This is a genomic window from Glaciecola sp. KUL10, assembly GCF_003203515.1.
Taxonomy (GTDB): Bacteria; Pseudomonadota; Gammaproteobacteria; order Enterobacterales; family Alteromonadaceae; genus Glaciecola.
The window spans coordinates 1-22,653 of the sequence record NZ_BGNG01000018.1 but is presented as its reverse complement, the minus strand read 5'-3'; the positions used below and the strand labels follow the sequence as shown (position 1 = coordinate 22,653).

General features: G+C 40.9%; 19 protein-coding genes. 10 read left to right on the top strand and 9 right to left on the bottom strand.

What is annotated here, in order from left to right:
* From KUL10_RS18095 to KUL10_RS18080, 4 genes are all read right to left on the bottom strand, one after another.
* Positions 1–507 (bottom strand): hypothetical protein, encoded by a 507-nt coding sequence (locus KUL10_RS18095; protein WP_110430363.1) that lies wholly within the window; start codon positions 505–507, stop codon positions 1–3.
* The gene (locus KUL10_RS18090) at positions 507–1,994 is read right to left on the bottom strand and encodes a peroxidase family protein (protein WP_110430362.1); all 1,488 of its coding nucleotides are present in this window, start codon (positions 1,992–1,994) and stop codon (positions 507–509) included. Before KUL10_RS18090 ends, KUL10_RS18095 begins: the two co-directional genes overlap by 1 nt.
* Positions 1,995–2,271: 277 nt before the next feature.
* The gene (locus tag KUL10_RS18085; protein ID WP_158525422.1) at positions 2,272–3,027 is read right to left on the bottom strand and encodes a transporter substrate-binding domain-containing protein; all 756 of its coding nucleotides are present in this window, start codon (positions 3,025–3,027) and stop codon (positions 2,272–2,274) included.
* 67 nt (positions 3,028–3,094) lie between these two features.
* A complete protein-coding gene (locus tag KUL10_RS18080; protein ID WP_110430373.1) occupies positions 3,095–4,333 on the bottom strand; it encodes a multidrug effflux MFS transporter in 1,239 nt (412 codons plus the stop codon).
* Between the two features lie 393 nt (positions 4,334–4,726).
* On the opposite strand from KUL10_RS18080, the gene KUL10_RS18075 reads away from it, so the two are divergent.
* Positions 4,727–5,377: a DUF1707 and DUF2154 domain-containing protein gene (locus KUL10_RS18075; protein ID WP_110430360.1), complete on the top strand. Its 651-nt coding sequence runs from the start codon at positions 4,727–4,729 to the stop codon at positions 5,375–5,377.
* 127 nt (positions 5,378–5,504) lie between these two features.
* Positions 5,505–7,139 carry a methyl-accepting chemotaxis protein gene (locus KUL10_RS18070; RefSeq protein ID WP_110430359.1) on the top strand — a complete coding sequence of 545 codons (1,635 nt, stop codon included), beginning with the start codon at positions 5,505–5,507 and terminating at the stop codon, positions 7,137–7,139.
* Positions 7,140–7,165: 26 nt separating this feature from the next.
* Here the strand turns inward: KUL10_RS18070 and can are convergent, their stop codons facing one another.
* The 3 genes from can to proB form a co-directional block, all read right to left on the bottom strand.
* Complete coding sequence (gene can / locus KUL10_RS18065) at positions 7,166–7,741, bottom strand: carbonate dehydratase (protein ID WP_110430358.1); 576 nt, start codon at positions 7,739–7,741, stop codon at positions 7,166–7,168.
* Between the two features lie 30 nt (positions 7,742–7,771).
* Positions 7,772–9,022 carry a glutamate-5-semialdehyde dehydrogenase gene (locus tag KUL10_RS18060; RefSeq protein WP_110430357.1) on the bottom strand — a complete coding sequence of 417 codons (1,251 nt, stop codon included), beginning with the start codon at positions 9,020–9,022 and terminating at the stop codon, positions 7,772–7,774.
* A gap of 104 nt (positions 9,023–9,126) precedes the next feature.
* Positions 9,127–10,227, bottom strand: a complete 1,101-nt coding sequence (proB, locus tag KUL10_RS18055; protein ID WP_110430356.1) for a glutamate 5-kinase — start codon at positions 10,225–10,227, stop codon at positions 9,127–9,129.
* 334 nt (positions 10,228–10,561) lie between these two features.
* Here proB and KUL10_RS18050 point away from each other — a divergent pair, with 334 nt between their 5' ends.
* The 5 genes from KUL10_RS18050 to KUL10_RS18030 all read left to right on the top strand — a co-directional run bounded on the left by KUL10_RS18050 (position 10,562) and on the right by KUL10_RS18030 (position 17,138).
* Positions 10,562–12,994: a M1 family metallopeptidase gene (locus KUL10_RS18050; protein WP_373415199.1), complete on the top strand. Its 2,433-nt coding sequence runs from the start codon at positions 10,562–10,564 to the stop codon at positions 12,992–12,994.
* Between the two features lie 13 nt (positions 12,995–13,007).
* A complete protein-coding gene (locus KUL10_RS18045; RefSeq protein ID WP_110430372.1) occupies positions 13,008–13,505 on the top strand; it encodes a DUF6702 family protein in 498 nt (165 codons plus the stop codon).
* Positions 13,506–13,514: 9 nt separating this feature from the next.
* A complete protein-coding gene (locus KUL10_RS18040) occupies positions 13,515–13,805 on the top strand; it encodes a hypothetical protein (RefSeq protein ID WP_110430354.1) in 291 nt (96 codons plus the stop codon).
* A 421-nt stretch (positions 13,806–14,226) separates the two neighbouring features.
* Positions 14,227–14,631, top strand: a complete 405-nt coding sequence (locus KUL10_RS18035) for a hypothetical protein (protein ID WP_110430353.1) — start codon at positions 14,227–14,229, stop codon at positions 14,629–14,631.
* Between the two features lie 212 nt (positions 14,632–14,843).
* A complete protein-coding gene (locus KUL10_RS18030; RefSeq protein WP_158525421.1) occupies positions 14,844–17,138 on the top strand; it encodes a GGDEF domain-containing protein in 2,295 nt (764 codons plus the stop codon).
* 23 nt (positions 17,139–17,161) lie between these two features.
* Here the strand turns inward: KUL10_RS18030 and KUL10_RS18025 are convergent, their stop codons facing one another.
* Positions 17,162–18,304, bottom strand: a complete 1,143-nt coding sequence (locus tag KUL10_RS18025; RefSeq protein WP_110430371.1) for a winged helix-turn-helix domain-containing protein — start codon at positions 18,302–18,304, stop codon at positions 17,162–17,164.
* A 166-nt stretch (positions 18,305–18,470) separates the two neighbouring features.
* Between KUL10_RS18025 and KUL10_RS18020 the strand changes: the two genes are divergently transcribed.
* Both KUL10_RS18020 and KUL10_RS18015 read left to right on the top strand, forming a co-directional pair.
* Positions 18,471–19,772, top strand: a complete 1,302-nt coding sequence (locus KUL10_RS18020) for an AarF/ABC1/UbiB kinase family protein (protein WP_110430351.1) — start codon at positions 18,471–18,473, stop codon at positions 19,770–19,772.
* Positions 19,773–19,831: 59 nt separating this feature from the next.
* On the top strand, positions 19,832–20,866 hold the full coding sequence (locus KUL10_RS18015) for a mechanosensitive ion channel family protein (RefSeq protein ID WP_233499883.1): 1,035 nt from the start codon (positions 19,832–19,834) through the stop codon (positions 20,864–20,866).
* A gap of 25 nt (positions 20,867–20,891) precedes the next feature.
* On the opposite strand, the gene KUL10_RS18010 is transcribed toward KUL10_RS18015, so the two are convergent.
* Complete coding sequence (locus KUL10_RS18010; protein ID WP_110430350.1) at positions 20,892–22,238, bottom strand: hypothetical protein; 1,347 nt, start codon at positions 22,236–22,238, stop codon at positions 20,892–20,894.
* A 165-nt stretch (positions 22,239–22,403) separates the two neighbouring features.
* Here KUL10_RS18010 and KUL10_RS18005 point away from each other — a divergent pair.
* A partial coding sequence (locus tag KUL10_RS18005) for a hypothetical protein (protein ID WP_146216806.1) occupies positions 22,404–22,653 on the top strand: 250 nt, incomplete at its 3' end.

Here is a 22,653-nt window from a genome sequence, read left to right as displayed (position 1 = left end):
TTAGTTCTTTAGAGGCCATCTCCACTTAGTAATTGTGCTTTGTATAGATTTGATAGTAAGCCCTGGCGAAGGCGGACGACGCCATGTGATTGTTGCTTCAATAAAGGAAGAATCTTGGTCTTCAATAATATCTGCACGATAGTGGTCTAAATACCAACTTCCTTGGGCAACTAGAAATTCAGGTCTGCCTTGAGCTTCAATAAAATACTTGGTTTTTGGCTCCTCTTGATCATCATAGATTACTGAAGAAGATAAGAGAAACTCCAACTGTCCGACTATTTCAATCGCACGATCGTTCCAATTATCGAGTAAAGTCGCTTTTAGCATCCAACCCTCTGTAGGATGAGCGACGACTTCACCTTTACCCGTTGCCGTGGCAGTAGGATCGTTAATTGTGGGGTGATAAATGCGTAACTCATCAATAGAATCAACGTAATTGAGCGCTTTAAAATGTTCCGACGCAAAGTTTTCTAGCTCAACTTTTTTTTGCTCATTTGTTAATGTCATTACCGTATTTTCTCCATTTGTTCGACAAAATTGTAAATATCAAGCATCTTAAATTTTTTGCTCTTTATCTTATTCGCGATATCGCTAGGCATATGTTCAGAAAGGGCGAGCTCTCCCTTGTTTCTCCAATATGATTCAATGATTGGCAACGGGCTGTGTCTAAATGCGTTAAGCACGACTTCACAAAAAATAATACTAGATAAGGGCCCGAGCTTTTCATGATGCTGCAAATCATCTGGAAATTGATCATGCTTATACACTTCCTTTTCATTTAGCATATAAAGCCATAAGGAATTAATAGGTAAGTCTTGAGCAGACATATCGTCACCAATGTTCCAGCTTTTAGGTCTTTTACAGGCTTCGTTGAGTACTTCTGGTGTAAACCAAGCTAAACCGAGTTTTGATAAATAAGTAGGTTGTTTTGTGATTAAGTAGTCAAACAGTTGATTCGCAGATGGTACTTTGCTGTGAATACCGGCATACAAATTATGCTTTAGGATATTCACATGTGAACTATCTAGTGGTGACGTGCTCATATCATTAGAAATAAATCGGTCGACTAACATCGCTTCATTGTGAAAACCTTTGTAGCTATCATTTCCTTTGAAGAACATATTCCAATTAACGATTTGGTTTTTTGCTACTCTCCAGTTTGTCTGTTGAGATATGGGATCAATTTGAGGCTCAACGTGCTTAAAAAAACTACTGAGATTCTTCGAGAAAACTTGTAAGTTAGGGCGATAAGACTTGCGCACCATGCTATGGCCAAAACGCATTACCGCATCTGAAAATGCCACTGGAGCAGCAATTAAACTCTTATCATTTAACAGGTATTCGTGAGCGGGCATATCTTTGTAACTATTGAGGATAAACGCTGGCACTAATGGTTTTAGGCACTCCTCAAAAACACCAATTTGAAACACTTGGGTTATGATTTTTCTGATGGCCTGAATACGTTCAGTACGCGTCATTAATGCAAATGTGTGTGGCGTATTGGCCTCTATATATCGAAGCACTGCATTGTGAAAGCGCAACCAAAGTAGATGCAATTGAGAAACAAATAAGTTTTGATCATTGCGTTTGTCAGCACTTAGCGCCAACTTAGAACCAAACGGTCTCTCAAAATCGCAAATCTCGAGTTGCTCAAACCGATATTTAAAGAAACCTTCTTCTGTAAACAAAGCGCTATCAAAAACATGACCAGAATCGGCGACCGTATTTCCAATAAGTTTGTTACCATAAATACTATCAAGCGTAAAAAATGGCCGGCGTTTAATGGTTGGAGACGATGTACTTGAAACAAGTTCATGTGCAAGCATTTGCGCTAAATAGGTTTGCCCAGAGAAGACTGATTTGCTTGCAGTTGAGGCACTGCCTCCATTAAAAATAGGGTGTATTTCTGCATTAGCATTTTTTACTCGCTTAGCAAGAAAAGTCCTTAAATCATCAAAGTCTGGCGCATGCGAGGCACGTATTTGAAAAAACATCTACTCTTCCTTGTGTAAGGTGCTGTATAACTTTTGCACACCAATCTCAGCTTGACAATCTTTTTGAGTAAAAACCATATCGATTGCTCCCTAGACTGAAAGTTTATGAAAGCGCTCAACTCAAACTGTAAAAAAAGAAATACGATAATGCTTTAGTGTCTTAGAATTCAAAACTCTCTCATAGCTAGTCAAAACAATTTAGTGTTGTTCAAATGCTTGAAACGCATAAATGAACATTTCCTCAAGCGCTAATATATTCATGCCCGAACGTGAGGGACTAATACAAAGGAAAAACATCCTCAAATTGTTTCACATGTGTCTTCTTAATGACGTCTTCGAGGGCGTCAATAATAGAGTCACTATGTTTCGACTTATTGGAAACAGCATAAAAGGTAGGCAGGTCAATCAAAAACTTGATATGAGTATCAGCTGGAGCATCAAATCCGTTTTGCTCTAGATAAAATTTATATGGCCTTTTGTATGTGATTAAATGACGAGTACGTTCTCTAACAAACATTCGAATCGCATCTATGCTGCCGGGTGTATCTTGAAAAACGAAACCTTCAGATACCAACTTTTCCCGTTGGCGATGATAGTCGAACCCTCGAATACCGCTTATTTGCTTTTCGTCACCTTTGTGATTGTGACTAATCAGCAATAGATCCAGTTTACTGTAAGGGGTAGGTATAAAAGTGACATGGTCTCGGAGCATTTTGGTTGATCGAATATTGACCGTTAAGTCAACCTTCCCATTTTGAATCATTCTATACACTCTAATAGCGGGTGCACATATGGCTTTAACGCTGTAACCATATTGAGCAAAAATCTTTTTACTCGTTTCAACTACGTAGCCAATACATTCTTGAGACCCTTCTTCCGTATAGGCGTAGGGAGGGAATTCTAGTAATCCCAAGATAATTGTTTTTTGCTCGGTTTCCTCTACCACAGCATCGTCTTGCAGAAGGGAGAGCGCTGTCACTGTATGCGAAAAACTCAAAAAGCTCAGCGTTAACAATAAATTCTTAATCAACATCGTCATTCAACTCGTGATTGGAATCAGTACTTTAACATGATGTATGATTTTTTCCTTAATCAGCACGCTACGAAACTATTTCACTCGCCTCTTCACCACCTTGCGCATATCGAACGGCTGACCAACTCAAGACAGAAAACACCAAAAACCCTAAAGAAATTGGTATCAAGTTATCAGTTAAAAACATGTTAATGAACATTGCAATCGGCACAGCTAAAAAGCTTGTGAACGATCCAATAAACGCAGCTCCCAAACCTGCAATATGACCCACGGGTTGCATTGCCATTGCATTTAAGTTGCCGAATAAAGAACCAATAAAAAAGAAGCCAAAAAACATGACGCTGATAAACAATACCAACGGTGGCTTACCTTCAAACCAAACAGTAATGACCGTCAACACAATCCCAAATGCCATCGCCATAAAAAGCGCTAGAGAACAAAGTGCACGCATACCAAAACGCATCACAAGCATGCCATTGAATAAAGAAGCAAGTCCAATAGAAAACGCTAAGGTAGCAAAAACAAGCGGAAACCATTTTCCAGTATCATAGATGTCTTGAAATATGGTTTGCGAGCCACTTAAGTAAGCTAAAAACGCGCCAAAGATAAAGCCCATGGCTAGTGCGTAACCTAGCACGATACGATTTTTCAGCAGCCAAATACACGATTGAAAGAAGTGGCCCCAAGCGAATTTCTGACGCTTGTCACGAGGTAGTGTCTCGCCGTGTCGCAAAAAGAACCATATACCCGATATCAATGCCACCAGCAAGAATATAGTAAAGATATGACGCCAATGAAAATACTCCATAACAGCTTGCCCCACTAATGGCGCAACCATCGGTACTAAAATAAATATTACCGTTATAAACGACATGACACGTGCCATTGAATCGCCCACGTACTGATCACGTATCACCGCCATTGAGGCAATTCTTGGCCCTGACACACCGAAAGCTTGTATCAAACGACCCAACAAAAGAATTTCCATTGAGGTCGCGAAATAACAAATCACTGTACCTATGGCAAAGATAATCAGCCCAACAAGTATCGTGAAACGACGACCTCGCGCATCACAAAAAGGACCAAAAAACAGTTGCCCTAGGGCCATTCCACCAAAAAATAGAGAAATAACAAGGTAAGTCTGCTGACTGCTTTTACTATTTAAGTCATTACCTATTATGTTTAGGGCAGGCAACATCGCATCAATCGCTAGCGCAACTAATGAGGTTAGCAAGGCCATCAGCGCAATAAATTCGAATATATGGAGCTGTGGTTTGGTGTTAGTAGATGTTGCTTGTGCTTGCATTAAAATCTCTTTGAAAACGGTCAATAAGTTTGAAAAGTGGATAGCAAAAGTAACATAAACCATTGCCTAAAAAAGAATCACTTCACAAGGCGCGCGATTGTTCCATAAAAACACCGGTATGTCTTAACATTTTTTGAAAATTGGTTTGTGTTTTTGACATATACAGAAACAATATTTGGATGTTAATTGGTCACATTTGCGGCTAGTCTATATGACCAAAATGACAGTTTAAGTAGTTTAGTGTTTTGTTGAATTGACCAATTTATAGCTTTTTTCACGATTGAGCTGATTTGATAAAATATTAAACTATTGTTTTTATTGTGATTTATTTCAGGCATGATGCATGCTTACCTAAAAAGACTTAGCTAATAACTCTCGTAAATAGGATATACCATGGCCGTAAAAATTGAAGACCGCCCAATTGAAATAGTAAAAGAAGAAGTCATTAATGTGCTTATTCACAACTATAGCCACGGTGTTATCTCAAGCGAAGCGTTTGAAAGGCGTTTGGACGTTGTGGTGGCCGCTGAAACAGCAACGATCATGGTTGAACAAATCAGTGATTTAGATCAGCAACTAGACGAAGCCATCTTAGAAGAAAAAGAAAAAACCTTTGCTCTTAACTATACCGACGAACCAGTAGAAGAATCTGACTGGCATATCAACATCATGGGCGGCTCGGATCGCAATGGCTATTGGGACGTTCCCAGAAACCTATATTTAATCAGCATTATGGGTGGGTCTGATATCGACTTCACTGATGCTAGGTTTGGTTGTAAAAAAGTCACGATTTATTCATTTACGCTAATGGGTGGCAATAAAATCTACGTACCTGAAAACGTTAATGTTGTCTGCCAAGCGTTTAGTTTTTGTGGTGGTGTCAGCAATAAAGCGGCATCAGTCGCTGGAAGAAACGCACCGACTATCGTAGTTAAAGGTTTTAACATGTTCGGTGGCACTGAGATTTCATTAAAACAGACAATCAAAGAGAAATTTGTGGCCTTTGCGAATCAAATGAAAGCAACGTTTGGCGCTAAACACTAATCAAGTGTTTCACAATAACCGCCAGGCTAATATGAAAGTTTTATTACAGGCGCAAAAAGCACTAAATTAATAAGCTCGCGCGCCGTTAAAAAAGCCAGAAGAAATCCTCCATTTTCTGGCTTTATCAATGAACTCAAAAAGCAACTTCGGCCTTCGCCTTCAAGTTTTATCAATATTAGGTATCGGCATCACCACGATGATCGTGTCGTTTGTTGTCGGTGTGTTGGTCAAAAATAGTCAAATCGACGAGTACCAAACTCTATTCTCCAAAGACACTTCTCAAATAGAGCAAATAAGCAACCTCAACATAAAGTTTAAAACCCAAGTGCAAGAGTGGAAAAACACCTTATTAAGAGGGCACGATAGTGGCCAACGCGATAAATATTGGGGACGTTTTGAACAGCATGCACAAGAAATTACAGATGAAATAAGATCAATAGCGAACAACGATAATAATCCAAAATTGAACGCATTATTAACCGAGTTTTCAGCTATTTACCCGACAATGATCGGCAAGTACCGAGAAGGTTATCAGCTATTTTTGACTTCAAACTATGACCATAAACAAGCTGATAGTTTTGTAAGGGGCATTGATCGGCAACCCTCTAAATTGCTTAGTGAAGCTGTCAGTCTGGTCAAAGCATCTGTTTTGGAAAAAGGTCAAATCCTTAAGCAAGAAAGCACAGAATTTTCATACATCAATGCCGTGATGATGATAGCGACAACACTTTTCACTATCATTTTCTTAATCACAATGTTCGAAAAACGATTTATCACTCCGATAAAGCAACTCAGCCAGACTTCAGCATACTTATCTAAAGGTGACTTTACGCAAAAGATCAGCAATGAAAGAACCGATGAAATTGGAGAACTTTTAAACAACGTTGAATCTATCAGAACGGGTTTGGGCAAGTTAATCAATGACATATTAGTTAATATGGAACAGCTTGGTATTTTTATGGATAACACATTTTCTCAACTAAATGTCATCGGCGGAGATATCGAACATTCACACACGCGCTCATTAGATTTAAAAGAACTCAATGAACGTATCATGACAAGTTCTTCTAACTTGTCTAAGTCAGGGATGGATACACAAGCCTTCCTGAGGGAAAACGCCGATTCAATGCAAACAGAAATTACAGAGCACTTAGCCAGTAAGACATTAGCCAAACAAGTTGATGATGCCATGCAAAATAGTATTGAACGCATGAGACAACTTAAAACCGAATCAGACAGCATTTCTAATATGCTGGGGACCATTCAACAAATTGCTGAACAAACTAATTTACTGGCCTTGAATGCGGCCATCGAGGCTGCAAGAGCAGGCGAATCAGGACGAGGTTTTGCGGTGGTTGCTGATGAAGTGAGAACGCTTGCTCAAAAAACTCAAGTATCAGCCTCAGAGATCAACAGTACTATCGAAAAGCTAAATTCAAATACCGACTCAGCATTTGATAGCATAGAATCGAGTATCTCATTGACGACACAAACAACTGATAAATTTGGTTCGATGATCGAGTTTATGCAGTCAACAAATGAGTTATTAAGTACTCTAGTTGCACAACAAGAAACAGTTACATCGCAAATAGAAGTGCAGTTTGAGTCTTCGAAGAAGGTATCTAACGAAATCGAAGAGGCTGTCGCTGCCACACAAAAGACAAAAGAATCAAACGATGAAATCACGCACAATACCAAAAACGTGCAATCGATTATAAGTGAGATCCAAGTATTGGCGAGTAAATTTGTTGTTGAAAAATAAGCTTGATATGTCTACCGAGCAATTACTCAAAGCACCTTAATCTTGCCGTTGCGCAAACTATAAATCCAACTGTGGATATTAACTTCTTGTTTGCGCTTCATAGCATCTTGATAAACGCTGGTTCTACGTACATTTTCAGCCTGTTGAATGACATTTAATTCACATAGCTTGGCGGCTTGATCTGCTTTACTCAAGTCAGCCAACGCCGCTTGATTGTCTTTTGCTATATCCTTGATATGCCCCAACCAATTATCAATCAGACCAAAACTATCGTCCCCCAATGCCGCTTCAACGCCACCGCAACCATAATGACCACATACGATCACGTGCTTTACTTTAAGCACATCAATGGCGTATTGCAGCACTGACAAACAGTTAAAGTCGGTGTGGATCACCATATTTGCCACGTTGCGATGCACAAAAATATCACCGGGCATCAAGTCGACAATTTGATTTGCAGGGACGCGACTATCTGAACAACCAATCCACAAATACACGGGGGATTGCTGCTCGAATAGACGATCAAAAAAATCGGGATCTTGCGCAACCGTAGCATCTGCCCAACGGATATTGTTATCTAATAACTTTTTAATTTCGGGCATCTTTGCTCTCTATTGATTATTTATTTTAGGCTAACTTCTAACATGCCCATCGCCCATCACAATAAACTTTTGAGTGGTCAAGGACTGCGCGCCCATCGGGCCATAAGCGTGAAGCTTAGAGGTGGAAATACCAATCTCAGCCCCTAAACCTAACTCACCGCCGTCCGAAAAGCGAGAAGATGCATTAACCATGACCACTGACGAATTCACTTCACGCAAAAAACGTTGCGCCAATCCGTGCTGTTCGGTCACGATTACTTCGGTATGTCCACTGCCATATTGAGTAATATGCTCAACTGCCTTGTCAAAACCATCAACAAGTTTTACTGCAATTTCCAAGGCTAAATATTCGGCATGCCAGTCATCTTCAGTTGCCAACTCAGCATCATCAAAATACGCTTGGCTTTGTTCACAAGCATGCACTTTCACTTGTTTGTTTTTAAACAGTTCAGCCACTTTAGGCAGGAACGAGTCTGCAATTGAGGTATCAACTAGCAGGGTCTCAAGTGCATTGCAGACACCGGTTCTTTGGGTTTTGCCATTTTCTAGGATCGCGAGCGCTTTTTGCTCGTCCGCGCTGGCTTCAACAAATAAATGACACACCCCTTTAAAGTGCTGTATCACAGGTATTTGACTGTGTTGAGTTACATGTCGAATCAGGCCTTCGCCACCTCGGGGGATCACTAAATCGATGTCTTGGCTTAAGGTCAGCATGGTATTCATGACTTCACGATCAGGTGTTGGGATCACGGTTACGATATCCGATGGCAGCCCACACTTATTCAAAGCGTCATGCAAGACATTTGCTAAAGCTTGGTTACTGTATTGCGCTTCTTTACCGCCGCGTAAAATAACCGCGTTGCCTGCTTTTAAACACAAAACAGCGGCATCAATAGTGACATTGGGGCGCGACTCATAAATCATAGCGATCACACCCAGCGGGATGCGCATCTTGCCCACTTCAATACCCGATGGCAGTGCATGCATGTTTTCAATGCTGCCAAGCACATCTGGTTGCGCAGCGATATTTAAAACCGCACTAGCAATTGCTTCAATGCCTTTTTGATCAAGACCGAGGCGATCGACCATTGAAGCCGACAGCCCAGTTTCTTTAGCCAATGCTAAGTCTTTTTGGTTTTCCGTGATGATGGCTTCGCTATTTGCAATCAACTCACTAGCGATAGTTTGCAGTAGCTTCAGTCTGTTTTGCGGGTTTAGATTCGCAATCGCGCCTTTACTTTGTTTGGCTAACTGAGCGGCTTTTGCAATATCAAAACTCATGAAACTAATCCTCTTTTTTCTAAATGTGATTTTGTGTGCGCGATTTGCATTGTGCTTTATCTTTGATCAGGCCAATCGCAATTGTTTGTCTAGTTATTGTGTGTCTAGTTAATCGTTACTAAGTTGTCTCGATGAATAACCTCTTCACCATAGTGAAACCCGAGTTTGCGCTCGATGTCTTGGCTTGCACAACCAGCTATTTGTTTGAGCTCACTTGCTGAATATGCACACAAGCCTTTTGCTATTGCCTGACCATTAAATTCAATATCAACTGCATCGTTGTTCTTAAAGTTACCTTTTACCTGAGTAATCCCTGCTGCCAACAATGAAGCGCCTTTCTTAACCACTGCGTTATAGGCACCTTGGTCGACTTCAATGCTCCCTTTCGCCTTTATTGTGTGAGTTAACCACTGCTGTCTAGCGCTACTTGAATGTTTATCAGCAGTGAACAAGGTACCTTGGCACATATTCTCTGTTAAAGCTTCAAAGGCGCTCATTTTAGTGCCGTTAACCAAAATAGTCTGTACACCACTTTTCACACACTTCTGCGCAGCCTGTAATTTGGTGATCATCCCGCCTGTGCCAACTGCGCTCGTTGCATCTCCAGCTAAACCCAGTATGCGTTTATCTATCTTGTCTACTTTGCTGATCAGCTCTGCATTTTTATCTGTGTTTGGATTGGCCGTGTATAAACCATCAACATCGGTACAAATTATTAGAGTGTCTGCTTGAGTCACCAAAGCCACATGGGCAGCTAGGTTATCATTGTCCCCAACTTTTATTTCGTCAACGGCAATCGTGTCGTTTTCATTGATAATCGGCAAAGCCCCATTTTCGAGCAGTGCTGAAAGCGTATTCTTGAAATTCACATAGCGTCGGCGATCATTTAGGTCTTCGACCGTTAGCAACAGCTGTGCACAAGGAAAATCAAAGAAGCGCGCCCAATTAGCCATCATCTTCGTTTGCCCAATCGCCGCCATCGCTTGTTTTTCAGAAATAGTGGGGCGATGACCCGTTTTGATCTCGGACTTTCCAGCAGCCACACTGCCCGAAGACACTAAAATAACTTCTTTGCCTTGGTAGCGACTTTCACTGATGAATTTTGCAATGGGTAGTAAATATTCAGCGCTGCAACCCACACCTTTTGGTGAGATTAAAGCACTTCCAATTTTTAAAACGGCGCGTTGCCACGTAAAGGCGTTCATGACTTTTTTAACTTAGGATATATGTTGCATAGCTTAATGATTAGACGGGTTTTGACAAGTTCGATAATGGTATAAACCATACTTTTTAGAATGATATTTCAATAAACTTTGGATTTTGAAATTTCCATCAACACAAAACCCTCGATTTTGATGAATTATTTATTCGAGAAAAACGACCGAATCTAGTAATCACCGCTTATTTCTGGTTCAATGCGAACAAACAAACACGACAGAAACTCAAAAAGAATCTCTTCTTTTTCATATCACAAGGAATGCGAACTTGTTCAAACTATCCTCATTTACCAAAGGCTTAGGCGTTGCTGCGTTAGTCTTTATTAGCTTGTCGTCACATGCGGCAATTAAGCAAACCAAAGGCAGTTTTGAAGACAAATTTCGACAACTCGATGAAGTATTGCCGACCCCCAATGTTTATAGAAATGCTGCCGGTGAACCTGGCCATGAGTATTGGCAACAAAAGGTAGATTACAAAATCAATGTCACCCTTGATGAAGCAAAAAGAAGACTGACTGCTTCACAAGACATCACCTACACCAATAACTCACCTGATACATTAAAATACTTGTGGATTCAGCTTGACCAAAACAAGTTTAAAGATGATTCAATGTCAGCACTTACTACCACTTTTGGTGGAATAGGCAATCGCGGACCAGCTACACAAGGTGCATCGGGTGACAAGCCTGCTCGTTTGAGTTTAAGCGCGTTACGCAGGCAGCAATTTGTTGAAGACGTTGAGTTAGGCTATGAGATCTCAAAAGTCGCAGATAGCCGCGGCAATGCACTTGAGCATGTGATTGTGGGCACCCTTATGCGTGTTGACTTGCCAAAAGCATTGCGCCCTAAACAATCAACCAAATTCACTATCGACTTTGCCTTTAATATTGTTGAAGAAGACGCCGTTTCTGCACGTGCAGGCTATGAGCATTTTCCTGATGATGCTAACGAAGGTGGCAATGACATCTTTTTGCTCGCTCAGTGGTTTCCACGTTTAGCGGCTTATACCGATTACGAAGCGTGGACCAATAAAGAATTTATCGGTCGCGGTGAATTCACCCTAGAGTTTGGTGATTACGAAGTTAACATTACCGTACCTGCTGATCACATTGTGTCTTCAACAGGTAAATTAACCAATGCCAGTAAAGTATTAACAAGTACTCAACGCAAGCGTTTAAAGCAAGCTGAAAAAGCTGAGCGCCCAGTGTTTATCGTAACCGAAGAAGAAGCCTTAGAGAACGAAAAAGCCGGCACAGATAAAATGAAAACATGGCGTTTTAGCGCTAAGAATGTCCGTGACTTTGCATGGGCAAGTTCGCGTAAATTTATGTGGGACGCGAAAGGCTATCAACAAGGTGGAGATGAACAACCGCTAGTCATGGCGATGTCTTTTTATCCTAAAGAGGGCGGCGATTTGTGGAAGAAGTATTCTACCGAATCGGTTATTCATACCATGGAAGTATACTCGCGCTTTTCGTTTGATTACCCCTATCCCGTTGCACAATCAGTTAACGGCCCAGTCGGTGGCATGGAATACCCAATGATCACCTTTAATGGCCCGCGTACTGAACTTCGTGATGATGGTTCGCGCACCTATTCATTAGCTGAAAAACGTTTCTTAATCGGCGTTGTGATCCACGAAATAGGGCATATTTATTTTCCTATGATTGTGAACTCAGATGAACGCCAATGGACTTGGATGGATGAAGGCCTTAATAGCTTTTTAGACGGTGTTGCAGGTCGCGAGTGGGATCCTACGATTCCTTGGGGCGTTGAACCGAGAGACATTACAAGCTACATGAAATCTAATACTCAAGTGCCCATCATGACTCAATCAGATTCGGTATTAAGACTGGGTCCAAATGCTTACACCAAGCCAGCAGCGGCGCTAAATATATTACGTGAAACCATTCTTGGACGAGAGCTATTTGATTTTGCCTTTAAAGAATTTTCACAACGTTGGATGTTTAAACGCCCAACACCCAGCGACTTTTTCCGCACCATGGAAGAAGCATCAGGCGTCGATTTAGATTGGTTTTGGCGAGGTTGGTTTTATAGCACCGACCACGTAGATATCTCGCTTGATCATGTTTACAAGCTAAGACTAGATACAAAAGATCCCGATATTGATTTTGCGAGACAGCGCGAAACGGAGATGGACAAACCAAAATCACTTACTGACGAGCGCAATCAAGCCGAAGGTATTGAGCTTTGGGTTAATAAAAACAGTGATATCAAAGACTATTACGATGAAAACGATCGCTGGACAGTCACCAATAAAGACCGAAATTCATACAAGAGCTTTGTCGATAAGCTAGACCCATGGGAAAAACGCGTATTTGAGCGCGCGGTTAAAGAAGACAAAAACTACTACGTACTCGACTTCTCTAACAAAGGTGGCCTTGTCATGCCGATCATCTTAGAGCTTGAGTTTGAAGATGGCAGCAAAGACAACATGTATATTCCTGCAGAGATTTGGAGACGTTCACCTAAAGCAGTCTCGAAACTTATCGTTACTGAAAAGGATAAAGTGCTTAAAAGCGTAACCGTCGATCCTCGTTGGGAAACAGCAGATGTAGATGTTGAAAACAACCACTATCCGCGTCGTATTATTCCATCAAGAATCGAGACTTATAAGTCAAAACCTCGTTCAGGCCGTGTATATCAAGACCTTATGTTTGAAAGCACGACCGAGCTAAAAACTGACGATGAAGATAATAAAGAGTCTGAAACGCAACAAAATGAAAGCGAATAAGTCCTTATTAGTAATGTGTGTCATTGTGCTTCAAAGCTTCTGCTTTGAAGCCTTTGCCCACCAACTCAAACAAGCTATCACAACCGTCTATTTCAATCCTCGCACTGATAACATTGAAGTGATGCATCGTTTCGAGATTCACGATGCCGAGCATGCGGTAAAGCAAATATTTGGTACCCGCGCAGATATAATCTCAGATGCGGACACTCAAGCTCAATTCAGTCAATACGTTGTAGATCGCTTTGCCATGTATTCTCAAAAAGAAGCAAATGAAGAGCAAATGCTCGCGCTAAAAACAGTGGGCTTTGAAGTCGAAGGTAAGCACTTTTGGGTCTATCAAGAAACGCCTGCGCCTAAAGTATTAGAAGGCTTGTATATTCAACACAATGCTCTGCGCGATATATGGCATACGCAAACCAATACGATTAATGTCGAAGGTAAAGGCGACATCAAAACCTTGACCTTTACCGACAATGTTGAAATGCTAAAGGTTGTATTTAAGCATCATTAAGAGAGTGCCATGAGCGAGCAAAAAGCCAAACCTTTAGCCGAGTTTGCCAACAAAAAAAACATCATGTGGGTCATACTATCTGGCTCTATTATGGTACTGGTTTTAGCTTTGCTAATTTTAGGTGGCGGTGATGCCATCATTAGCTCAGTGTACAGCGTGATGTTATGGTGCGGCTTATTCGGCGGTTCATTAGCTCGCTATACTGACAAAAACGGCTATGTCGGCTTTGGTGTTGGTAGTGCACTTGGTGTAGTTATACATATCTTTGCCCCCGTGTTAAGTCACTTATTGCTTGGCTAACAAACATCCGTCATTACCGTGAAAACGGTAACCTCCTTGGGACTCAACACCATCAACAACAAACATCCGTCATCACCTTGAAAAAGGTGATCTCCTTGGAACCACGCAAAACATTTACCCAAGCACTTCGTAAGTAATATTCAGCTTTTGCCCGACAAGGGCATCCATGCCGCTTGAGTCCCGCGTCCATGTGGCCCACATTTTATGAAAGGGGAATGCCTTGTCGGGCGCGCTGAATGTTCTTTAGTAATGATTGCTCAATAGTTTGATTTGTGGATAACATGCCTAAAACACTCCACTTTATACACTAACCAATTGAAATATATAAACAAAAACCCTCATTATTTTTATTCTCAAATAATACTGTTATGCTTTTAAATGAAGACCAATAAGCCAACACGATCACAAGATAAGCAACACCATGAAGAAAACAGCTAAAGACCACTTAAATGCAAACAAGCAAGAAAAACTAGTAGTGTTAGAAAATGATTTTGCGGGCGTTAAACGTGGGCAAACGCTCTTTGTAGGCACGCCTCAAATCGTAGACAAATATATAAAAAAAATACCTTACGGCGAACAGCGCACCATTATTAGGTTACGAAACGAACTCGCTCGAAAATGGAAAGCAGATGCCATGTGCCCTGTTTCGACATCGATTTTTATTCGCATTGCTGCGCAGGCGGCAATTGATGAAATGGAAGCCGGTAAATCGATTGATAAAGTCACTCCATTTTGGCGCTTACTCACCTCAGAAGATAAGATTGCGAAGAAGCTGACAATTGACAAAAGTTGGATCGATAAACAGAGGAATTCTGAGCAAGGATAGATGCCTTAGCCATATCACCTTACTTTTTAACTAACACTAAAGTTTCTTTACAATAAGTCGTTAGTATAAAAGCGTTAACTGGTTGAGTTGTAAACCCGCGCGAGCATGTTTATATTAATGCAAATGTTCTGGGAATGTAAAAAATGCTTTTTTCTGAGTCCCATCTACCAACGCTCCAGACAACAAAGGGATCGATCAGGGTAGGTCTAGTTGTGTCCATACTCATATTTTTCTTGTGTGTTCCTCTTTCTTCTCAGTCACAAAACGTCGAAAACAGTCCCCAAGAATTGCTCGAACAAGCGCGATCAATTCGTCAAAATGACCTCGAAAAGAGCGTAGCGATAGCAAAACAAGCATTGGTGTCTGCTGAAATAAGCCAAGAGCCTTTGATTGTCGCTCAATGTCATGAACTTTTAGGGGATATATTTTGGGAAAAAGGAAATAAAAGTGCAGCTCTTTATCACTTAACTCAGGCAGAAAGTCAGTACGCGACGCAAGGCCAAAAAGAAAGACAAGTAATTGTTGCCGCTGAAATTAGCGACCTGCTAGCCGACCTTAAACGATTAGATGACTCAATTAGTCATTCAAAGAATATCCTACCCTTGGCTTTAGAAATCGGTGAACAATTCATGATCGCAAGGTTACTGACAAGTGTGGGTGATGGCTACTATAAAAAGAAGAGTTATGAACTTGCCATTAAGCAATACGAACAAGCGAAAACATATTTACTAGATAAAGATAAACGCACAATAAGGGCTTTAGCTCAAACATACAAACGTATCGCCCAAACATATAAACGCTTAAAAAACAGAGAGCTAACTGCCCAATATTATCGCCAATCATTGGACACCTACACCATCATTGAAGACAAGCGCAATATGGCTAGGACATTAAATACCTTATCAGAAGCACAACGTCACCTCGGCAACCTAGTACTCGCGCTAGACTACTCGCTGCAAGGTTTAAAGATGCATGACCTGATAGACGACCCTTTGGGAAGAGCAAAATTAAATGCCAATATATCGATTATTTATCGACAGATCGGTCGACACGAACTTTCACTAAAGCACATCCTTGAAGCTCATGAATATTACTCTAGCGTTAACGATATACTAGGCATTGCAAAAAGCTCGAATCAAATTGGGTTGCTCTATACTCGGCTCAAAAAGTTTGAGCAAGCTCGTTTTTTCTTCGAAAAAACCATCGATTTACCAAACGATAAACTCGATTCAGATACACTTGCCATTGCACTCAGAGAGATGGCGGTCATCTACCTTAGTCAAGTCAATTACGATAAAGCGATGTCTTCTGCCAAACGAGCAAAATCTATCTATCAACAAAATGGAAATCAAAATAAAGAATCTTTAGCCACTCGCATCTTGGGCAATATATATCGAGAAATGGATAATATCGAAGAGGCAAGAAACTCATATCGAGATGCATTGGCGCTTGCAGTAAAGGTCAACAACGAGAACTATCAGTCAAAGGCTTTAATCAGTTTGTCAGAAACCCTCGTTGGTAATGACGACGAAGAGGCAATCATTTTACTAAATCAATCTCTTACGTTATCGGAAAAAATTAATGACAAATCGCAGATGCTATATAGTTATCGCGCGTTGAGAATGGCAGAAAAAAACCTAGGAAACCACTTCCAAGCATTGAAATACGCTGAGCAAGAACTGAGATTACTCGCGATTATCGAAAAAGAAAAAGATGAACTTGAACTCATTAATGCCAAAGCAGTTTTACACTCTCACAAAATAGAGGCAGAGCTAGAAATATTAAGAGAAGAAAACAAGATAGATAAATACCGCTTAGCGAAACAAAATGCAGAAATTGCAATTGCAAATCAAAACCGAAAGATTTCCGACTTAGAGCTCACAAAAAATCGTTATGCTGCAATAACACTTGGGCTTTTGTTATTTATGAGCTTAGTCATCGCAGTATTAATTTACAGGAGGTTTATTGCATCTAAAAAGCTAAACGAAAAACTTGATGCTCTTGCTACAAAAGACCCACTTACTGATTGTTATAACAGAAGAGCATTGTTTGATTCGCTTGATGAAGACTTTAAAGACCTGACTGAACAAGATAACTATTGCGTAGTGTTGGCCGACATAGACCACTTCAAAGCAGTAAATGATAAATATGGTCATGGTATAGGAGATGCCGTAATTTGCGGAGTGGCGAAAGTCCTACAGAAGTGCGTAAAGGGTAAGGGCGAAGTGGCTCGATATGGCGGTGAAGAGTTTTGTATCTTGCTGCCGGGCATGACAATCAATCAAGCGAAAGAAGTGGCTGAAAAAATGCGCCAACGAATAGAAAATTCTACATTTAAGAAAGTTAACGTGACCAGTAGCTTCGGTATCTCAAGTATAAACTTTAATCCCAAGACGCCAAAAGGGCTTATTAATCAAGCTGATTTTGCCTTGTACAAATCAAAGTCAATGGGACGGAATAAGGTCACTGTCTGGGATAAATCATTGCAAAACGAGAACACAAACTAGATCCTACTTTCATCATTGTTTTTTTATCTATCTAGGGTGTTACATAAACGTTCGTACAGCGCTTGGTTATTGACCGATACAAGCTCCCAAACTTCACATTGATTAAACTCACGATATGCTTCAATAGATTCACGTAAGGAGTGAATAAAAACATCTGAATCATTGCTTTTTAATGAAGCTAGGCTCTCGTCCTCAATACTCAAATGCTGCAACAACAACACCTTTTGTTTGCGATCAGCTTTCACATCTACACGCCCTACAAAGCGATCGCGCCACAAAATAGGCAAGGAGTAATAACCATATTTGCGCTTTGCTTGTGGTACGTAAACCTCAATTTGGTAATTAAAATCAAAACACTGTAACAGCCTATCTCGTTGAATGACTATATTGTCAAAAGGGTTGAGTAAGTAGACTTTATCGGGAATGGTTGTGGGTGGCGTTATGGATTCATTGAAGTAATAAGTCTCTTTTCCTAACTCAAAACTCGATAGCTCACCACTTTCACACATATCTAAGAGTTCGTTTCTGACACTCTTTTGGCAACCTTTTCGCAAATAGGCAATTTGCTTGGCTGTCGCAAAGCCATGCGCAGTGATACAACGGTCAATTAGATAACGCGCAAACGCTTGTTCGGTCGGGACGCTCGTATCAATATCACTTGGCAGCACCCGTTCAGTTAAATCATAGACTTTTTGAAACTTATCGCGTCGCACTGCCATGATTTCACCCTGCATAAAAAGTTGCTCCAAGGCCTTTTTTGCAGGCTTCCAATCCCACCAGCCTGTATTAGTCTTATTTGATGAATGTTCAAACTCTATTGCTTTAAGCGGTCCCTCTAGTTCAATTTTTGCTCTCACATTTTTTAGATCAGCTGGCTTTACCTTATGCCAATGCGACTCGCCCTTTAGATACTGTTGTTTTCGAAACAAGCTATAACGATAGTCTTGCATAGGAAGATAAGCCGCAGCATGCGACCAATATTCAAAAACTTCTTTTGAGGCTATTGAAGAAGCAAGGTCATCAGCGCTGTAGTGTTTCACGCGGTTGAAAAGCACATGTTCGTGGGCTCGTTGTGCAACGTTAATTGAATCAATCTGTACATATGAAAGTTGTGAAATAACATCTACTACTTCTGACCTCTTCCCTAGCAACCCTTGTTGCTGCATGTTCAAACGACGCAATTCTTTTATGGAATAGGGAGAGGTATTTTTGATTCGCAAACTTTCATTCCTTGTTAAGTTGTGAGGCAAGATTGATGTTAAACACTGTATCAAAGCTTGCAAAAACAAACTATGCTAAAACCAAACGCGTAACGTAAGCCACACAAGGTATATGTCAGACAAACGAAAACCAAGCAAAGTCCCCAGCTCTAGACTAAGCCGCCTTGCCAATTTTGGTGGGCTGGCAGGTTCGATTGCAGGCAGTGTTATCAAAGGTACAACAGCTCAGCTCCTATCAGGCAAAGCACCATCTTTAAGCCAGAGTTTACTCACCCAAGACAATGCATTGTCTATCACCAATAAACTCGCCAAAATGCGCGGAGCAGCGATGAAGATAGGTCAGTTATTATCAATGGATGCAGGTGATGTGTTACCTGAAGCATGGGAGCCTATTTTATCGAGACTGCGCCAATCTGCTGACCCGATGCCCAAATCACAACTGCTAGCCGCATTAAACAAGGCGTGGGGCGATGATTGGCATGCGAAGTTTAAATATTTTTCATTCGATCCGATTGCTGCGGCGTCAATCGGACAAGTTCATAAAGCCACCCTTTTAGATGGTTCAGAATTGGCAATAAAAGTGCAGTACCCAGGTGTTAAACAAAGCATCGATAGCGACATTGATAATGTTATTGGCTTGATCAAATTATCAGGTGCACTGCCAAAACATATCGACATTAACCCTCTGCTTGAAAAAGCCAAAGCTCAGTTGCACGAAGAAGCAGACTACCGACAAGAAGCCGGGTATATGAAGCAATATGCCGAGTTGATTAAAGGCCAAGAACAGTTTTATATGCCATTTGTTTATGAAGAGCTTTCTAACGAACACGTGTTAAGCATGTCTTTTTTACAAGGTAGTCCAATCGAAGCAAGTTACGCTCAAAGCGATATCGACTTTATTCTTGAGCACTTATTTAAACTCAGCTTGGACGAATTGTTCGTTCATCGCACTATGCAAAGCGACCCGAACTTCGCTAACTTTCTGTTTGATAAAGCCGAAAAACGCATTGCGCTATTAGATTTTGGGGCAACACGGCAAATATCTCAGAGTGTCTCGCAAGACTATTTGGGGCTGGCTAAAGCCATGCAAAACCACCAGCCTGATTTAATTCAACAACACTTAAGTGCATTGGGTTTGATCGACCAACACATGTCGCCAGCCACATTGGATGTCATTATTCAGGCTTGCTTATTGGCAGCTGAATGCCTGCAAAACGACCAATACAACTTTAAGCAAAGTAAGTTAATCAAGCGCATTCAAGACATCACACAACCCTTAATCGAAAATAGAGACGCCACTGCAACACCCGAATTTGACGTGGCGCTGATCAATCGCAAAATCACCGGAATTGTCTTGCTTGCCAATCGCTTGGGCGCTACAGTAAATTTAAAATCAATGCTTGAAGCATATTAAGTTTGCTTTTGATGTTTGCAATATAATGACTGCAAACCAGACTTAATCAAAGGACTCACATGATCGGCGAACTCATCGCACTAGGAAAACTGCTGCTACCCATTGCGCTCACCAGCCTAGTCGTGATTATTGTTTTAATGATCGCTCACAAGTTTTTATTGGGTGACAAGAGCTTAAACAAAGAATCCGCACTGCCTCGCAAATTAATTTTGATGGGTCTGTACCTTGTTAGTTTTTTGGCGATCGCCCTAGCCTTGCCAGTTGTCGAAAGCACACGCAATCAGGTCATTGGTTTATTCGGCATCGTTTTATCGGGTGTCATTGCATTTTCATCTACTTCGATAGTGGCGAATATCATGGCGGGTATCGTGCTTCGCTTCACAAAACCCTTTCGCACTGGCGATTTTATTCGCGTAAACGGCTACTTTGGACGCGTTAGCGAAAAGGGGCTTTTCGATACCGAAATTCAAACTGAACAACGTGAATTAGTGGCCTTTACTAATTCGTATTTAACATCCAATCCAATTACCGTTATTCGTTCCTCGGGCACTATTATATCGGCTAATCTGTCTATCGGTTACGACCATTCACATTCTCGTATCGAAAAATTTCTGGTAGAAGCAGCAGGCAATGCGGGTTTAGAAGAGCCGTTTGTAGAAATCATTGAATTAGGTAATTACTCAATTTCTTATCGCGTTTCTGGCTTACTTGCAGAAGTGAAAAGCCTAATCTCTTCGCGCTCTCGATTGTACGCCAATATTTTGGATAACTTGCACGGTGCGCAGATCGAAATTATGTCTCCTAATTTTATCAATTCACGCCAAATTAATGACCAACCACCGGCAATACCAAAGCCAGAACGTTTGAAAAAAACAGAGGTAGAGGCTGAATCGAACCCAGAAAGTATCATCTTTGATAAAGCTGAAGAAGCCGAGCAAAAAGAACTTAAAGTGATGACTTTGAGTGAGCAAATTAAGACACTCCAAACTCAAATCAAAGATGCTGATAGTGAAACAAAGGAAAGATTGAAACTAAAAATTGAGAGGCTACAGCTTACACTGAAAACGGCAGAGGAAAAGCCAGCTAAACAATAGAGTACTACTTGATAAGGTTGTTATTCTATGTCTTATCCATCGGTTTTAAACTAGAGTAATCACACGCGTGTTTACGACAAGTTTTACAAAACTCGTGCTTGTACTTTAAACTTTCGATGTCTTCGTGTGAGTGGTCTAAAAAGGCTACACCAAGTGTATTTGATTTTTCGTAGGTTGAACAACACAATGCGACCTCTCCATCATAATTTATCACCGTTTGGTTAAAGCGTAATTCACAATCGTAGCGATCGTCTCTATGTGCTTTTTTATTGTTGATATAATCAACGGGATCTCGTATTAGATTATTAAGAACCGCTTCATCTTTTATATCTCGTTGCCCTTGGGCTAAACGCACTAATTTTTCTACCGGCTGAAAAAACGCCTGAATAGGATGATGTTCAAAACCAAGTTCCGCACAAATATTTTTTACTTTTTCAATGTCAGCCTGATTGTGCTTGTAAACATGCTGTCCAACCCAAACTCTAATAGTTTTGCGTTGTTTTATAATCTCGTGTTTAAGCAGATACATGTTCGCTTTTAACAAATGAATACTGCCTCTTGTATGCGTCTTTGAGTAAGTCTCTTCTGTAAAGCCTGAGAGTGATATTTTAATTTCGCTAGGTTCGGCTTTTACCATCTCGGCGATACCCGTCGTCACGTTAAGGTTGGTAGATAAATGGCTGCTAAACCCAAATGTTTTGATTTCACGGATGAAATCCGCAAGCTTGGGATGAAGAAGAGGTTCTCCCCAATTGAACAGCCAAATTTGAGGCTGAGCACTTGGAGACTCTTCTGCAATTTTAAGCATAATTTTGCTAAATAAGTTGAGGGCCATCATACCAATACCGCGTTCACCAAGCGCGGTATTGCCAACTGGACAACTTGGACACCGAAGATTACATGTACCGGCTATGTCTATGGTGTATATATAAGTGTCAGCTTCCCTCGGGCTGTAACGTAAGAGCGTTTTATTCGCCAGTGGGTCGAACACCTCAGGTTTAAGATAATCTCGATTTTCTGCACGCTTGAACATCCATTTAAGCCGTTCATCCATGGGCCTGAAATTCAGAGCCTGAGCTAGCCAAAATTTAGCATGCTCCCAATGATTGTATTCAAACAAGCGCGCACCAATAATCGCATATGCATTTGTGTGCTCAGCTTGATTCAGAATTTGTGCACTAATCCTATCAATATGCAGCATACCAGACTTTAACTTGCCCAATTCGATGAGTAATAAACCCAGATTATAATTCGCAAATAAGTGATCTTGGTTTTCAGCTAAAATAAAATTGTACTTTTCTATCGCTACTTGCGTTTGATTTTTCTTCTGTGCATCAATAGCTTGCGACAATAGAATTTCCAATTCATTCATTACTGAGTTCCTCTGCCTTTATACTGCAAATATAATTGCTTGCGCTTGTTTGTTTTTCACACTATGTTATGGATTATACACATATAAATTATTGATGCTCAAAAGCGCAAAACGCTAATATAAAGTTGTCCAGAGTGCCTGAAGTATCCTTACAAAGGAAGTAATATGAAACCCTCATCTCTGCCATTAAATAGACTCGCAATCAGCATAGCACTGTGCTTGGGTATGGCCACTCCACAAGTAATTGCACAATCATCTACGGATAATGATTGTCTCGCGGGCACGTATCTGAGAGAGGGAGCGACGGCATGCGTTTCGGCTGACGCAGGTTTTTATGTGCCTAATAATGGGGCAACTGCACAAATTCCTGCTGAGCTTGGTAGGTATGTTCCTTCTTCGGGTGCGACGTCTGCTA

Bases quoted from the DNA above. Each gene is read 5' to 3' on its own strand.
- KUL10_RS18095 (WP_110430363.1), bottom strand. From the start codon at position 507: ATGACATTAACAAATGAGCAAAAAAAAGTTGAGCTAGAAAACTTTGCG.
- KUL10_RS18090 (WP_110430362.1), bottom strand. From the start codon at position 1,994: ATGTTTTTTCAAATACGTGCCTCGCATGCGCCAGACTTTGATGATTTA.
- KUL10_RS18085 (WP_158525422.1), bottom strand. From the start codon at position 3,027: ATGTTGATTAAGAATTTATTGTTAACGCTGAGCTTTTTGAGTTTTTCG.
- KUL10_RS18080 (WP_110430373.1), bottom strand. From the start codon at position 4,333: ATGCAAGCACAAGCAACATCTACTAACACCAAACCACAGCTCCATATA.
- KUL10_RS18075 (WP_110430360.1), top strand. From the start codon at position 4,727: ATGGCCGTAAAAATTGAAGACCGCCCAATTGAAATAGTAAAAGAAGAA.
- KUL10_RS18070 (WP_110430359.1), top strand. From the start codon at position 5,505: ATGAACTCAAAAAGCAACTTCGGCCTTCGCCTTCAAGTTTTATCAATA.
- can (WP_110430358.1), bottom strand. From the start codon at position 7,741: ATGCCCGAAATTAAAAAGTTATTAGATAACAATATCCGTTGGGCAGAT.
- KUL10_RS18060 (WP_110430357.1), bottom strand. From the start codon at position 9,022: ATGAGTTTTGATATTGCAAAAGCCGCTCAGTTAGCCAAACAAAGTAAA.
- proB (WP_110430356.1), bottom strand. From the start codon at position 10,227: ATGAACGCCTTTACGTGGCAACGCGCCGTTTTAAAAATTGGAAGTGCT.
- KUL10_RS18045 (WP_110430372.1), top strand. From the start codon at position 13,008: ATGTGTGTCATTGTGCTTCAAAGCTTCTGCTTTGAAGCCTTTGCCCAC.
- KUL10_RS18040 (WP_110430354.1), top strand. From the start codon at position 13,515: ATGAGCGAGCAAAAAGCCAAACCTTTAGCCGAGTTTGCCAACAAAAAA.
- KUL10_RS18035 (WP_110430353.1), top strand. From the start codon at position 14,227: ATGAAGAAAACAGCTAAAGACCACTTAAATGCAAACAAGCAAGAAAAA.
- KUL10_RS18025 (WP_110430371.1), bottom strand. From the start codon at position 18,304: ATGCAGCAACAAGGGTTGCTAGGGAAGAGGTCAGAAGTAGTAGATGTT.
- KUL10_RS18020 (WP_110430351.1), top strand. From the start codon at position 18,471: ATGTCAGACAAACGAAAACCAAGCAAAGTCCCCAGCTCTAGACTAAGC.
- KUL10_RS18015 (WP_233499883.1), top strand. From the start codon at position 19,832: ATGATCGGCGAACTCATCGCACTAGGAAAACTGCTGCTACCCATTGCG.
- KUL10_RS18010 (WP_110430350.1), bottom strand. From the start codon at position 22,238: ATGAATGAATTGGAAATTCTATTGTCGCAAGCTATTGATGCACAGAAG.